The 12,622-nt window shown below is 71.8% G+C and carries 12 protein-coding genes and 1 pseudogene; 9 read left to right on the forward strand and 4 right to left on the reverse strand.

The genetic code is table 11. The features are described from left to right. The first annotated feature begins 181 nt into the window (after positions 1–181). The 3 genes from ABZZ79_RS20485 to ABZZ79_RS20495 all read left to right on the forward strand — a co-directional run bounded on the left by ABZZ79_RS20485 (position 182) and on the right by ABZZ79_RS20495 (position 2,736). Positions 182–946, forward strand: coding sequence for an ABC transporter permease (locus tag ABZZ79_RS20485; RefSeq protein ID WP_356690801.1), 765 nt, complete (start codon positions 182–184; stop codon positions 944–946). Continuing rightward, positions 943–1,953 carry an ATP-binding cassette domain-containing protein gene (locus tag ABZZ79_RS20490; protein ID WP_356690662.1) on the forward strand — a complete coding sequence of 337 codons (1,011 nt, stop codon included), beginning with the start codon at positions 943–945 and terminating at the stop codon, positions 1,951–1,953. Before ABZZ79_RS20485 ends, ABZZ79_RS20490 begins: the two co-directional genes overlap by 4 nt. Positions 1,954–2,058: 105 nt before the next feature. Next, positions 2,059–2,736: a DUF1707 domain-containing protein gene (locus tag ABZZ79_RS20495; protein WP_356690664.1), complete on the forward strand. Its 678-nt coding sequence runs from the start codon at positions 2,059–2,061 to the stop codon at positions 2,734–2,736. Positions 2,737–3,213: 477 nt separating this feature from the next. On the opposite strand, the gene ABZZ79_RS20500 is transcribed toward ABZZ79_RS20495, so the two are convergent. Further along, positions 3,214–4,608 (reverse strand): SGNH/GDSL hydrolase family protein, encoded by a 1,395-nt coding sequence (locus ABZZ79_RS20500; RefSeq protein ID WP_356690666.1) that lies wholly within the window; start codon positions 4,606–4,608, stop codon positions 3,214–3,216. A gap of 275 nt (positions 4,609–4,883) precedes the next feature. On the opposite strand from ABZZ79_RS20500, the gene ABZZ79_RS20505 reads away from it, so the two are divergent. The 3 genes and pseudogenes from ABZZ79_RS20505 to ABZZ79_RS20515 form a co-directional block, all read left to right on the forward strand. After that, positions 4,884–6,146, forward strand: coding sequence for a DUF445 domain-containing protein (locus tag ABZZ79_RS20505; protein ID WP_356690803.1), 1,263 nt, complete (start codon positions 4,884–4,886; stop codon positions 6,144–6,146). A 65-nt stretch (positions 6,147–6,211) separates the two neighbouring features. Then, positions 6,212–7,711 (forward strand): MFS transporter, encoded by a 1,500-nt coding sequence (locus ABZZ79_RS20510; RefSeq protein WP_356690668.1) that lies wholly within the window; start codon positions 6,212–6,214, stop codon positions 7,709–7,711. A 114-nt stretch (positions 7,712–7,825) separates the two neighbouring features. Then, positions 7,826–8,263: pseudogene (locus tag ABZZ79_RS20515) on the forward strand (helix-turn-helix domain-containing protein); the annotation flags it as partial. Between the two features lie 236 nt (positions 8,264–8,499). On the opposite strand, the gene ABZZ79_RS20520 reads toward ABZZ79_RS20515, so the two are convergent. After that, complete coding sequence (locus ABZZ79_RS20520) at positions 8,500–8,802, reverse strand: hypothetical protein (RefSeq protein WP_356690670.1); 303 nt, start codon at positions 8,800–8,802, stop codon at positions 8,500–8,502. Between the two features lie 253 nt (positions 8,803–9,055). Between ABZZ79_RS20520 and ABZZ79_RS20525 the strand changes: the two genes are divergently transcribed. Next, positions 9,056–9,520 carry a DUF2267 domain-containing protein gene (locus ABZZ79_RS20525; protein WP_356690672.1) on the forward strand — a complete coding sequence of 155 codons (465 nt, stop codon included), beginning with the start codon at positions 9,056–9,058 and terminating at the stop codon, positions 9,518–9,520. A gap of 146 nt (positions 9,521–9,666) precedes the next feature. Further along, the gene (locus tag ABZZ79_RS20530) at positions 9,667–10,665 is read left to right on the forward strand and encodes a zinc-dependent alcohol dehydrogenase family protein (protein WP_356690674.1); all 999 of its coding nucleotides are present in this window, start codon (positions 9,667–9,669) and stop codon (positions 10,663–10,665) included. Here the strand turns inward: ABZZ79_RS20530 and ABZZ79_RS20535 are convergent. Together ABZZ79_RS20535 and ABZZ79_RS20540 are read right to left on the reverse strand one after the other, a co-directional pair. After that, positions 10,659–10,883 (reverse strand): DUF397 domain-containing protein, encoded by a 225-nt coding sequence (locus tag ABZZ79_RS20535; RefSeq protein ID WP_356690676.1) that lies wholly within the window; start codon positions 10,881–10,883, stop codon positions 10,659–10,661. The genes ABZZ79_RS20530 and ABZZ79_RS20535 overlap by 7 nt on opposite strands. 2 nt (positions 10,884–10,885) lie before the next feature. Beyond that, the gene (locus tag ABZZ79_RS20540) at positions 10,886–11,734 is read right to left on the reverse strand and encodes a helix-turn-helix transcriptional regulator (protein WP_356690678.1); all 849 of its coding nucleotides are present in this window, start codon (positions 11,732–11,734) and stop codon (positions 10,886–10,888) included. Positions 11,735–11,949: 215 nt separating this feature from the next. On the opposite strand from ABZZ79_RS20540, the gene ABZZ79_RS20545 reads away from it, so the two are divergent. Next, positions 11,950–12,579, forward strand: coding sequence for an ATP-binding protein (locus ABZZ79_RS20545; RefSeq protein WP_356690680.1), 630 nt, complete (start codon positions 11,950–11,952; stop codon positions 12,577–12,579). The last annotated feature ends 43 nt before the right edge of the window (positions 12,580–12,622 follow it).

The following is a 12,622-nucleotide window of genomic DNA, read 5'->3' on the forward strand; positions in this document are numbered from 1 at the left end:
GGCGGGTGAGGCACCGGCCGGGGCGTGGGCCGCGGGTGAGGCACCGGCCGGGGCGTGGGCCGCGGGTGAGGCACCGGCCGGGGCGTGGGCCGCGGGTGAGGCACCGGCCGGGGCGTGGGCCGCGGGCGGGCGTCTCCTGCGGCTCGGGGAAGGACTGCGGGCCTACCGGCTGATCGCCGGGATGTGGATCCGCTCCACGGTGACCTACCGCACCTCCTTCGCCCTCACCGTCGTCGGCAACCTGCTGCTGACCGCCCTGGACTTCGTCGGCATCCTGCTGATGTTCTCGCAGGTCGACTCCCTCGGCGGCTGGAGCCTGCCCGAGGTCGCCTTCCTGTACGGGCTGTCCGCGACCTCGTTCGGGACCGCCGATCTGCTGCTGGGCTCGATGGACGCGCTGGGCGCCCGGATCCGCGACGGCTCCTTCGACACGCTGCTGGTGCGGCCCGTGCCGGTGCTCGCCCAGGTCGGTGCCGACCACTTCGCGCTGCGCCGGCTGGGCCGGGTCACCCAGGGCGCGCTGGTGCTGGCGTACGGGCTTCTCGCCGTGGACGTCGACTGGACGCCGGCGAAGGCGGTGCTGCTGCCGGTGATGCTGGTCAGCGGCGTGATGATTTTCGGCGCGGTGTTCGTGGCGGGCGCGGCCTTCCAGTTCCTCGCGCAGGACGCGGCCGAGGTGCAGAACGCGTTCACCTACGGCGGCACCACGCTGCTCCAGTATCCGCCGAGCGTGTTCGGCAAGGACCTGGTGCGCGCGGTCACCTTCATGCTGCCGCTGGCCTTCGTCAACTGGGTGCCCGCCACCTACATCATGGGGCGGCCCTACCCGGTCGGGCTGCCCGAGGGGGCGGCGTTCGCCCCGCCGCTGGTGGCGGCGGCGTGCTGCGCGCTGGCCGGGGTGGCGTGGCGGGCGGGACTGAGGTCGTATCGGAGCACGGGGAGTTGAGGCGTGTGGCTGGGGTCGGGACGGGGTCCGGGACAGGGGCCGGGGCCGGGGCGTTCATCGAACTGGACGGTGTGGAGAAGGTCTTCGACGTGTACCGCAGGACCGGGTTCCTCAAGCGGGAGCGGCGCCAGGTACGGGCCGTCGACTCGCTGTCCTTCACGGTCGAGCGCGGGGAGATGGTCGGCTACATCGGCCCGAACGGCGCCGGGAAGTCGACCACGATCAAGATGCTGACCGGCATCCTCACCCCCAGCGGCGGCCGGCTGCGGGTGGCCGGCATCGACCCCTCCCGTGAGCGGGTCCGGCTCGCGCACCGCATCGGGGTGGTGTTCGGGCAGCGCACCACCCTGTGGTGGGACCTGCCGCTGATCGACTCCTACCGGCTGATGCACCGCATGTACCGCATCCCCGACGCCCGTTACCGCGCCCGTCTGGACCGGCTCGTCGAACTCCTCGACCTCGCCGACCTGCTGGAGGTGCCCGTACGGCAGCTCTCCCTCGGCCAGCGGATGCGCGGCGACATCGCGGCCGCGCTGCTGCACGACCCGGAGGTGCTCTACCTCGACGAGCCGACGATCGGGCTGGACGTGATCTCCAAGGCCAAGGTGCGGGAGTTCCTACGGGAGTTGAACACCGAGCGCGGCACGACGGTGCTGCTGACCACGCACGACCTGACCGACATCGAGCAGCTGTGCTCCCGGGTGATGGTCATCGACCACGGCCGTCTGATGTACGACGGTCCGCTCGTGGGCCTGCACGAGGCGGGGGAGAGCGAGCGGACCCTGGTGGTCGATCTGGAGCGGGAGTTGCCGCCGATCGAGGCCGCGCCCGCCCGGGTGGTCCGGGTGGAGGGCCCGCGCCAGTGGCTCTCGTTCCCCGCGTCGCAGTCGGCGGCCCCGCTGGTGGCCGAGATCGCCGCGCGCTATCCGCTGGTGGACCTGTCGGTGCGGGAGCCCGACATCGAGGCGGTGATCGCGAAGATGTACGCGGGGCGGGCCTCGGCGTAACCCCAGGTGCACGCGGGGGAACGGGGCGCGGTGACCTCGCGCGGCGCGTAGGCGGGAAAGGGTTGCGGCATAGTGTCCGGCGCGTGGAACTCGTAGGCTGCTCCCATGACCGACGATGCCCCTGAGCTGCGGGCCTCAGACGCGGACCGTGAGCGAGTCGCCGAAGTCCTGCGGGACGCCCTCGCGGAGGGCCGGCTGGACATGCCGGAGTTCGAGGATCGGCTGGAGGCCACGTACACCGCGCGCACCTACGGAGAACTGGCCCCCATCACCCGCGACCTGCCCGCGCCGGGCGTGACACCGCCGTCGATGTCGCTGTCCAAGGGGGCCGCGGAGCCGGGCAGTTGGGCCGAGCGGATCGTCGGCGGCGAGGGTTCCTCCACGGGCGCCTTCGCGATCATGGGCGGTTTCCAGCGCAAGGGGCGCTGGACGGTGCCGCGGCGGTTCACCGCCTTCACTTTCTGGGGCGGCGGGGAGCTCGACCTGCGCGAGGCGAACTTCGCCGACCGCGAGGTCGTGATCAGATGCGTGGCGATCATGGGCGGGATGCAGGTGACCGTGCCGCCCGGCGTCGAGGTCGTCGTCCGCGGCATCGGCGTGATGGGCGGCTTCGACCACAGCGAGGATGGCGTGCCGGGTGATCCCGGCGCCCCGCGCGTGGTCATCACCGGCTTCGCCTTCTGGGGCGGCGTCGGCGTCGAGCGCAAGCTGACCCGCGCCGAGCGCGAGCGGCGCCGGCTGGAGCGCAGACAGGCGAAGCAGGACCGCAAGCGCGACGCGTGAGCTGCACGAGGACTTCCCCGAGGACGTCGAGAACGCCCACCGCAAGCGGCTGGACGGACACGGCGACCTGACGCGGGAACGGCAGCGACGGGACGACGACTAGAGACTGTGGACGGCCATGGGCTTCGGACGACCTCGGGCTGTGGACGGCCACGGACTTCGAGGCCACGGGCTGTGGACGGCCACGGGCTGTGGGCGACTTCGGGCTTCGGACGGCCACGGACTGTCGACTTCCACGGGCTGTCGACGACCTCCGGCTGTGGACGGCCATGGGCTTCGGGCGACCTCGGGCTGTAGGCGGCCACGGACTTCGGACGACCTCGGGCTGTGGGCGACCTCGGGCTTCGGGCGGCCACGGGCTGTGGACGGCCACGGACTGTCGACGACCTCCGGCTGTGGACGGCCACGGGCTTCGGATGACCGGGGCTGTCCGGACGCTCTCCGCGGGCCGGGGGCGCGGCGGGAGCAGCCTGCCGCTCACAGCCGCGCGGGTACCGCCCCCGCCAGATCGGCCAGGTCCAGGGCCGCGGCCATGCGCGCGTAGCCGCGGTCGCTGGGGTGCAGATGGTCGCCGCAGTCGTAGTCGGAGGCGAGGCGGCGCGGGTCGTACGGGTCGCGCAGGGCCCGGTCGAAGTCGGCGACGGCGTCGAAGACCCGGCCGTCGCGGATCCCGGCGTTGATCCGCTGCCGTACCTCCTCGCGGGCGTCGGTGTAGCCGGGGTGGCCTTTGAAGGGCATCAGAGTGGCGCCGACGATCTTGATGCCGTGCCCGTGGGCCTGGTCGGCCATCGCGCGCAGTCCGTCGAGAATCCGGTCCGGGTCGGCGAGGCGCGGGTCGCGCAGGATGTCGTTGACGCCGAGGTCCATGACGACGACCCTGACGTTCGCGCGGCCCAGGGCGTCCCGTTCGAAGCGCTTGAGCCCGCTGGGGTTGTCGACGGCGAAGCGCTCCACGCGGCCGCCCGCGCGGCCCCGGGGCAGGCTCTCGCCGACCGGGCTCGTGACCCCGCCGACGAAGCCGTCGGCGAGCACGCGGTTGCCGCTGATGCCCTGGTTGACCACGCCGTAGCGCGGCGCGTCCCGCCCGTCCTCGGCGGCCTGGCGCAGCCGCCGCGCGAGCACGTCGGTCCAGCGGCGGTTCTCGCCCACGCTGGAGGAGGAGCCGTCGGTGAGGGAGTCCCCGAGGACGACGACCGTGCCGTCGGCCTCGTCGGTGAGCACGTCCAGCGCGGTCAGATAGCGCCAGGCGTCCACCTGCTCGGTGAACGCGGCGCCGGTGAGGTCCTCGGTGCGGTCACCGGCCGCGCCGTAGCTGATCTGCCGTGCGCGCGGATGGTGGGTGACCGGCCCGGACGCGGTCGGCGAGTAGGTGGTGACCAGCACGTCACCGTCGTACGGCACCCGCAGCACGACCGGGTCGCTGACCACCTGTGCGCCCGGCGGCACGACGACGGTGGTACGGCCGCCGAAGGTCAGCCGGCGCATCGTCCCGCTCTCGGCCGCCGCGCCCGCACCGTCGGCCAGCGCCACGGAGGCGTGCGTGAGGGACAGCGGCGCCCGCCCGAAGAGATTGGACAGCGTCACGCGGGCACTCGTACCGCCGACACTGGTGTGCACGACGTTGCGCACCGAGCGTCCCGCCAGACCCGAGACCTCCGTACCGGGCTCGGCGGCCACCGGGGACGCCGACCAGGTGCCGACCCAGACGCCCGACGAGGCCGGCACCGCGGAGCCGTACGAACGGCCGCCGTCGCCCGTACGGCGGCGCGTGCCGTCGTCGAGGGCGACGGCGAAGTAGATGGCGGCCGACAGGGCCACGATCAGCGCGGTGATCGCGGCTAGCGGCGCACCACCCCGGTGGCGCCTGGTCATACGGTGCGGTTCTCCTCGGTCGGGGGAGCCCGCCGGGGCTCCGGTGTGATCACTGTGACCAACGCCGGGAACTCTTGTTCCGTTCCGGGAGTCGGTCAGGAAGGGACAATGTCGAAGTCGGGGCTCGTGAACGGGTGGAGTGCATGGAACGTACGAAACCGGATGACACCGGCGATACGGGACTGGATGAACCCGGCGTGAAGGCTCGGGGAACCTCCGCGGAGGCCGCCGCGGGTTCGCGGCGCCCGGGTGACGCGAAGCGCCCGGCGCGCACGATGGACGTCTTCAGCGCCGCCGACGAGGAGAAGCAGCGCGGCGTACGCCGGATGAAGCTGACGGCGGCCGGGCTGCTGCTGTTCGTCGCCGTCGTCTACGTCCTCGCCAAATGGGCCTCCCATGAGGGCGCGGGCCCCTGGGCGGGCTATGTGGCCGCGGCCGCCGAGGCCGGTATGGTCGGCGCGCTCGCCGACTGGTTCGCCGTCACCGCCCTCTTCCGGCACCCCCTCGGCCTGCCCATCCCGCACACCGCGATCATCCCCACCAAGAAGGACCAGCTGGGCGTCTCGCTCGGCGACTTCGTCGGCGAGAACTTCCTGTCCGAGGACGTCGTGCGCGATCGCCTGCGGTCCGTCGGCATCAGCAGCCGCCTCGGCGCCTGGCTCGCCGAGCCCGAGCACGCCGACCGGGTCACCGCCGAACTGGCCACCGCGCTACGGGGCGCGCTGACCGTGCTGCGCGACTCCGATGTCCAGGCGGTCGTCGGCGAGGCGATCACCCGGCGTGCCGAGGCCCAGGAGATCGCGCCCGGCATCGGCAAGATGCTGCAGAAGATCGTCGCCGACGGCGGCCACCGGCGCGTCGTCGACCTGGTGGTGACCCGCGCCCACGACTGGCTGGTGCTGCACCGCGACTCCGTGATGGACGCCGTCCAGGGCGGCGCGCCCGGCTGGACCCCCCGCTTCGTCGACAAGAAGGTCGGCGAGCGGGTCTACAAGGAGCTGCTGCGCTTCTGCGCCGAGATGCAGGACATGCCGACCCACCCCGCGCGCGGCGCCCTCGACCGGTTCCTCACCGACTTCGCCTCCGACCTGCAGTCCGACACCGACACGCGCGCGCGGGTCGAGCGGCTCAAGGGCGAGGTACTGGGCCGCGGCGAGGTCCAGGACCTGATCGCCTCCGCCTGGACCGCCGTACGGTCGATGATCGTCACGGCGGCCGACGACGAGCGCAGCGAGCTGCGTCTGCGGGTACGCGCCTCACTGCTGTCGCTGGGCGCCCGCATGGCCACCGAGCCGCGCCTGCAGGACAAGGTGGACCGCTGGGTCGAGGGCGCCGCGGTGCACGTGGTGACGACGTACCGCAAGGAGATCACCTCCCTGATCACCGACACGGTGGCCGGCTGGGACGCCGAGCACACCACCCGCAAGATCGAGGCGAACATCGGGCGTGACCTGCAGTTCATCCGCATCAACGGCACGGTGGTGGGCTCACTGGCGGGGCTGCTGATCTACACGGTGTCGCGGGGGCTGGGGGCGTAGGCCGGGCGTGAGACGGTCGACCGAGGGCACTCGGTCCGGCGTTCCGCCCGACGAAGAGGGAGCCCATGACCAGCCCAGGAGCCACGGCCGGAACCGGTCGCACGATCACCACGAGCATCCCCGCCCGCCTCGACCGTCTCCCCTGGTCCCGTTGGCACTGGACGATCGTCATCGGCCTCGGCACCGTGTGGATCCTGGACGGTCTGGAGGTCACGGTCGTCGGCAACATCGCGAGCCGGCTCTCCGAGTCCGGCAGCGGGCTGCCGATCACCTCCGCCCAGGTCACCGGCGTCGCGGCGGCCCTCTATGTCGCCGGCGCATGCTCGGGCGCCCTGTTCTGGGGCCGTCTGACCGACCGGTTCGGCCGCAAGAAGCTGTTCATGATCACCCTGGCCGTGTATCTCGCGGCGACGGCCCTGACCTCGATCTCCTTCGACGCCTGGTGGTTCTTCCTGTTCCGCTTCCTGACCGGCTTCGGCATCGGCGGTGAGTACGCGGCGATCAACTCCGCGATCGACGAGCTGATCCCGGCGCCCTACCGGGGCCGGGTCGATCTGATCATCAACGGCAGCTTCTGGCTGGGCGCGGTCGGCGGCTCGCTGCTGTCGATCGTCGCGCTGGACACCGAGATCTTCCCGATCGACGTGGGCTGGCGGCTGACCTTCGCCCTCGGCGCCGTGCTGGCCCTGGTCATCCTCCTCGTACGGCGACACGTCCCGGAGAGCCCGCGCTGGCTGCTGATCCACGGCAGGGACCGCGAGGCGGAGGAGATCGTGACGTCGATCGAGGAGCGGGTGGAGGCCGAGAAGGGCGAGAAACTGCCCCGCCCGGAGGGCGAACTCACCATCCACCAGCGCCGCAGCGTGTCGTTCGCGGAGATCGCCCGGACCGTGTTCGGGAAGTACCGCCGCCGCTCGGTGCTCGGCTTCTCGCTCTTCATCGGCCAGGCGTTCCTGTACAACGCGATCACCTTCGGCTTCGGCGCGATCCTCACCACGTTCTTCGACGTGCCGACCGGCGACACCGGCTACTACTTCGCGGTCATCGCCGTCGGCAACTTCTGCGGCCCGCTGCTGCTGGGCAAGCTGTTCGACACGGTCGGCCGCCGGGTGATGATCTCCTCCACGTATCTGCTCTCCGGGCTGCTCCTGTTCGGCACGGCCTGGCTCTTCGACCGCGGCTCGCTCAGCGCCACCACGATGACCGCCTGCTGGTGCGTCGTGCTGTTCTTCGCCTCCGCGGGCGCGTCCAGCGCGTATCTGACGGTCTCCGAGGTCTTCCCGATGGAGACCCGCGCGATGTCCATCGCCTTCTTCTACGCCCTCGGCACCGCGGCCGGCGGTATCAGCGGCCCGCTGCTGTTCGCCGAGCTCACCGGGACCGGCAAGGTCGGCGACACGGTTCTCGCCTTCCAGATCGGCGCGGGCCTGATGTGCGCGGCGGGCCTGGTCGCGGCGGTCCTCGCCGTCAACGCGGAGCGCCGCTCCCTGGAGGACATCGCCCGGCCGCTGACGGCGGCGAAGGAGCGAGTGGGGCAGTCGGCGCGGGAACGCCGTATGGCGTAGGCCGGGTTCCTGGGCCCTCACGCCCCGGTGCCGGACCCCGGCCGCACGATCATCAGCACCGTCACCGTCGCCACAGCGGATTGAACACCCCGGTCATATGTTCCCGCCCGCCGCGCCGCGCTCGACATGTGCCTGCACATGGTGCGCGCGGACCACGGTTCGGCGGTGGCGGCGCACACGGCCCGGATGTCGGTGATGCCCCTGGAACGCGAGGGCGGCCAGGCCCAGTTCATCGTCCGGGAACTGCCCCCGGCCCCGTCGGGAGCGACCCTGGAGCCCCTTTTGACCTGGGTCTCCTCCAACTGCGCCCGCGACCTGACCCTCGCCGACATCGCCACGGAGGCGGGCATGAGCACCCGCACCCTCAACCGCCGCTTCCGCGACCAGACCCGCACGACGCCTCTCCAGTGGCTCCACCGCGCCCGCGTCCACCACGCCCAGCACCTCCTGGAGACGACCGACACCCCGGTCGAACGCGTCGCCCTGGACTCGGTCTTCGGCTCACCGAGGGCGTTCCGGGAGCGGTTTCGCAGGGTGGTGGGGGTGAGTCCGCGGGGGTATGGAGGGCGCTTTGGGCGCGGCGGGAGGCCGGAGTCGTGTGAGTCGCAGTGCCGCCGGGAGTTCGCGGCCCGCGCGCCAGGACAACCGGGGGCCGGTTCAGCCTCGTCGGTCGGTCGGTTGGGTAGTCGGTCGGTCGGTCGGTTGGTCGGGCCCGGCCCGGGACGGCCGCGTGCCGGGCCGGGCCTGCCCCGTCGGTCCGCCACCGTCCGGGACGGCCGCGGGCCGGTTCAGCCCCGTCGGTCCGCCACCGCCCAGGACGCCAGCGCCACGGCCCCGGCCGCCCCGAACACCGCCGGCCAGGCCCCGACCTTCTTCGCCAGCGGGTGCGAGCCCGCGAACGCGGCCACGTATGCGGCGCTCAGCGCACCCGCCGCCGGAGCGCCCGCCTGCTGCCGCCACTGCTGGGCCGCGGCGACCCCCGCGGCGGCCAGTACGACCCCGCCGAGCTGCCGCTTCCTGGTCCACCGGGCCACGGCGTATCCGCCGACGAGACCGCTCGCGGCGACGAGCGCGCTGGGGACCTGGGCCATGACTGCCTCCTGTGACTGGGCGGTGGACGGGAACGGGTCGTATCCCGCCCCAAAGCTACGCGCGTGTCGCACGGCTCCCCGGACCCGAGTCCGGGATCGTCGGGTTCTCAGCCTCACAACCACCCGTGAGTCACTCGCCCTTGCGCTCGTACGCCCCGACGGCGGCCGTTGTCGACGGCCGCATGTTTGACTTCCGCGCGCCGGGTGACTGAGTGCAGTGGCGACTGAGCATTCGGCGAGGAGGAGTCCGTAGATGAGCACCACGATGCCGGAGCGGGACAGCACCGAGGACGGGCTGCGGTCCACGGCGGCCGACCACAGCGGTTGGTCCCGACTGGTCGAGTCCGTGCGGGAGTCGGGGCAGTACGCCACGAGACCCGAGGCGGAGCGCGTCACCCGGATCGTCCTGTCCCTGCTCGGCGGGCAGGTGGTCGGCGACGAGCGCGTGGCCCTGGCGGGAGCGCTGCCCGAGGAGGCGGCCCGGCTGGTGGCCGGACAGATCCCGCTCGCGCAACCGCTCACCGCACCCCGTTTCGTCGACTCGGTCGCGGCACGCGTCGAGGGCGCGACCCCGGCCACCGCCCGCTGGGACGTCAGTTCCGTGCTGAGTTCGCTGCCTCCCCTCATTGGCAACGGCCTGACCGGCCGCCTCCTCGCCGCCCTCCCGCCGGGCTACGCCCTGCTCTTCGGCCGCGCCGACCTGGGCCGACGGACCTGACCTCAGGTCCAGTCGCCGGGCGCGCGACCAAGGCGCCTCATTTGATGGGCGTCAAAGTTTGACAGTCGTCGTAGTTCGGGTCCAGGGTGGACGTCGTTCCCGTACGAGTCCGTACGAGGCGTTCAGGTGGGGGGAGTGGCGAAGCCATGGCCAGAACCGTGCGGTTCCACGAGATCGGCGGCCCCGAGGTGCTGCGCCTGGAGGACCTGGACCCGGGTGAGCCGGGCCCCGGCGAGGTGCGCGTGCGGGTGGACGCGATCGGCGTCAACCGGGCCGAAGTCCTCTTCCGTACGGGCCGCTACATCGAGCCTGTCAGGCAACTGCCCTCCCGCCTGGGCAACGAGGCGGCCGGCGTGGTCGAGGCGCTGGGTCCGGGCGTCACCGGCCTCTCGGTCGGTGAGCCCGTCAGCGTGATCCCGAGCTTCTCCCACAACGACTACGGCGTCTACGCCGAACGCGCCCTCGTCCCGGCCTCGGCCGTCCTGCCCCGGGGCGAGGACACCGACGCGGTCACGGGCGCGGCGACCTGGATGCCGTACCTCACGGCGTACGGCGCGATGGTCGAGGTCGGCGGCATGCGCCCCGGCGACACCGCGGTGATCACGGCGGCGTCGAGCAGCGTCGGCCTCGCCGCGATCCAGACGGCCCACCGCGTCGGCGCCACCCCGATCGCGGTCACCCGCACGCGCGCGAAGCGGCGCCAACTCCTCGCCGCGGGCGCGACGGAGGTGATCGTCTCCCGGGAGGAGGACGTGGCCTCCCGTGTCCTCGCCCTGACGGACGGCAGGGGCGCGGAGTACGTCCTCGACGCGGTCGCCGGCCCCGGCGTGACGGACCTGGTCCGCGCAACGGCCCCCGACGGCACCCTCTTCCTCTGGGGCGCCCAGAGTGGCGAACCGACCCCGTACCCGGCCTTCGACCTCGGCATGCCCGCGGTGAACCTGCGCACCTTCACGATGCTGGAGATCACCCGCTCCCCCGAACGTCTGCGCCGCGCCCGCGCGTTCATCGAAACGGGGCTCCGCCACGGGACGCTACGGCCGGTCGTGGACCGGGTGTTCGAGTTGGCGGAGATCGTGAAGGCGCACGAGTACCTGGAGGGCAACGGGCAGGTCGGGAAGGTCGTGGTGCGGGTGGATCAGTGACGGGCCACGGCTCGGCCCGTACTCTCGACGTCCCGCAGGGTCCGCACGAAGGCACGCCAGGCGACGGCCGTCACCGCGATCACACCCGCGTCGGCGGTCTTCGAGTCACGTATCAGCGTTCCACCGTCGGTGAATGCGCACTCGACGCATTCACCGCCCGCCCCGTTGCTGTACGACGAGGCGAACCACGCGGGACCGCCGTCAACCGCCTCTGCCACGCTCAACTCGTGTACTCCTTCCGGATCGTCTCGATCAGCAGAGCCGAACGCTGAGGGCTCAGGGCCGCGGCCCGCAGACCGTCGAACGCCCGCGTGTACTCACGGACATGATGCTCGCCCTCCAGATAGACGGCGTCGGTGATGCCGTCCCGGTAGACGAGGTCGGGATCCTCGGGGGCGGGAAAGCCCAGCATGGTGAACGGTCCGGTGGCCGGATAGGTGCCCGCGTCGAACGGCAGCACCTGAAGGGTCACGCTCGGCAGTTCCGCGGCCTCCAGGACCCGGTCGAGCTGCTCGCGCATGACCGAACGATCGCCGATGACATGGCGCAGGGCGCCCTCGTTCACGATGAACCACGCGTCGGGGGCGTCCGATCGCCGCAGCATGGCCTGGCGCTCCATCCGCACCCGCACGGCCCGGACGATGTCCTCCGCGGACATGTGCCCACCGGATCGGTGGAGTTCACCGGCGTACGCCTCGGACTGCATGAGTCCGGGGACCAGTTCGCACTGGTACTGGCGGAACGTGGAGGCCCCCTGTTCCAGACCGATGTAGATGTTGAACCATTCAGGCACCCCGGCCCCGTGCGTCTGCCACCAGCCACGGACCTTGGCCTGTCGGGCCAACGACTTCAGGAAATCGCGCAGTTCGTCGCCGGTGTCGTAGAAGCGGCACAGGGCGTCGATGTCCGACGGCTGGACCCGCCCGCTCCCGGTCTCCATCCGGTTGACCTTGGAACCGCTCCAGTCCAGAGCCGTGCCGACCTGGGCACAGGTGAGGCCGCTCTGCTCCCGGAGCCGCTTCAGCTCGAACGAGAGGCGGCGACGGCGGGCCGTCGGTGATCCGGGCATCCCAACCCTCTTTCCCGTAACAGGCGTTCAGTCTCGCGCCAAGAGCCGGGGATGCCAATCACTCGGAAGTGGGATTCCCGCCGTGCACATTGCATGACGGGACGAGCCGGCCACATTCTGTTGCCATGGCGCAACTCATCGTGAGTGCCCGCGAACGCTCCGCCGACTCGGCGACGACCGTGACGAGAGGGGTCCGTATGAGCCAGGAGGCGTGTATGTCACGCGAGCCGTGGGACATCGCCTTCACCGCCGATCGAAGGGAGGTCGCCGCCCTGCGTCGGATCATGCGGCTGCACCTGAGCACCTGGGGGTTGCACGGAGTCGTGGACGAGGCGCAGCTCTGCGTGAGCGAACTGGTCACCAACGTCGTCAAGCACGTGGGTCCCGGCGCCCCGACCACACTCGCCGTCTCCATGCGCGGCACCCGTCTGCGCATCGAGGTCCACGATCCCGAGACCCGCGCGATCCCCGTCCTCGCCGATTCGGCCGATGACGCGGAGCGGGGCCGCGGAATGGCACTCGTCGATGCCGTGGCCGACGCGTGGGGGGTCCAGCTCCACGGCGACCGCAAGGTGACGTGGTGCGAGCTCTCGACCGACCTGACCTCACCTGATGGCCACGTCGACAGCCCTCGCGTCACCCGCGCCGCGTCCGTCCTGGGCCTCTACTCGCACGCCTGGCCTGACTGTTCCCCTGGCCCGGGCAGGTTGAGCACCACCGTCGCAAAAGAGGTTGTGATCGACGCCGTGACGGACTTCCTGCACTGGCTCCGCGCTCATGGCTGGGACGGGGACGAGGTCCTCGACCTGGCACAGACGCGGTTCGAGGGGGAGGTCGCCGGGTGAGCGTCCGAGGGAGGGCTGTCGGCACCGACGGCCCTCCCGAGTG

Source organism: Streptomyces sp. NPDC006458, from assembly GCF_040612135.1.
GTDB lineage: Bacteria > Actinomycetota > Actinomycetes > Streptomycetales > Streptomycetaceae > Streptomyces.

Excerpts from the sequence above, each read along its gene's own strand:
- ABZZ79_RS20530 (WP_356690674.1), top strand. The coding sequence starts at position 9,667 with ATGGCCAGAACCGTGCGGTTCCACGAGATCGGCGGCCCCGAGGTGCTG.
- ABZZ79_RS20485 (WP_356690801.1), top strand. The coding sequence starts at position 182 with ATGTGGATCCGCTCCACGGTGACCTACCGCACCTCCTTCGCCCTCACC.
- ABZZ79_RS20520 (WP_356690670.1), bottom strand. The coding sequence starts at position 8,802 with ATGGCCCAGGTCCCCAGCGCGCTCGTCGCCGCGAGCGGTCTCGTCGGC.
- ABZZ79_RS20505 (WP_356690803.1), top strand. The coding sequence starts at position 4,884 with ATGGACGTCTTCAGCGCCGCCGACGAGGAGAAGCAGCGCGGCGTACGC.
- ABZZ79_RS20495 (WP_356690664.1), top strand. The coding sequence starts at position 2,059 with ATGACCGACGATGCCCCTGAGCTGCGGGCCTCAGACGCGGACCGTGAG.
- ABZZ79_RS20545 (WP_356690680.1), top strand. The coding sequence starts at position 11,950 with ATGTCACGCGAGCCGTGGGACATCGCCTTCACCGCCGATCGAAGGGAG.
- ABZZ79_RS20540 (WP_356690678.1), bottom strand. The coding sequence starts at position 11,734 with ATGCCCGGATCACCGACGGCCCGCCGTCGCCGCCTCTCGTTCGAGCTG.
- ABZZ79_RS20525 (WP_356690672.1), top strand. The coding sequence starts at position 9,056 with ATGAGCACCACGATGCCGGAGCGGGACAGCACCGAGGACGGGCTGCGG.
- ABZZ79_RS20500 (WP_356690666.1), bottom strand. The coding sequence starts at position 4,608 with ATGACCAGGCGCCACCGGGGTGGTGCGCCGCTAGCCGCGATCACCGCG.
- ABZZ79_RS20510 (WP_356690668.1), top strand. The coding sequence starts at position 6,212 with ATGACCAGCCCAGGAGCCACGGCCGGAACCGGTCGCACGATCACCACG.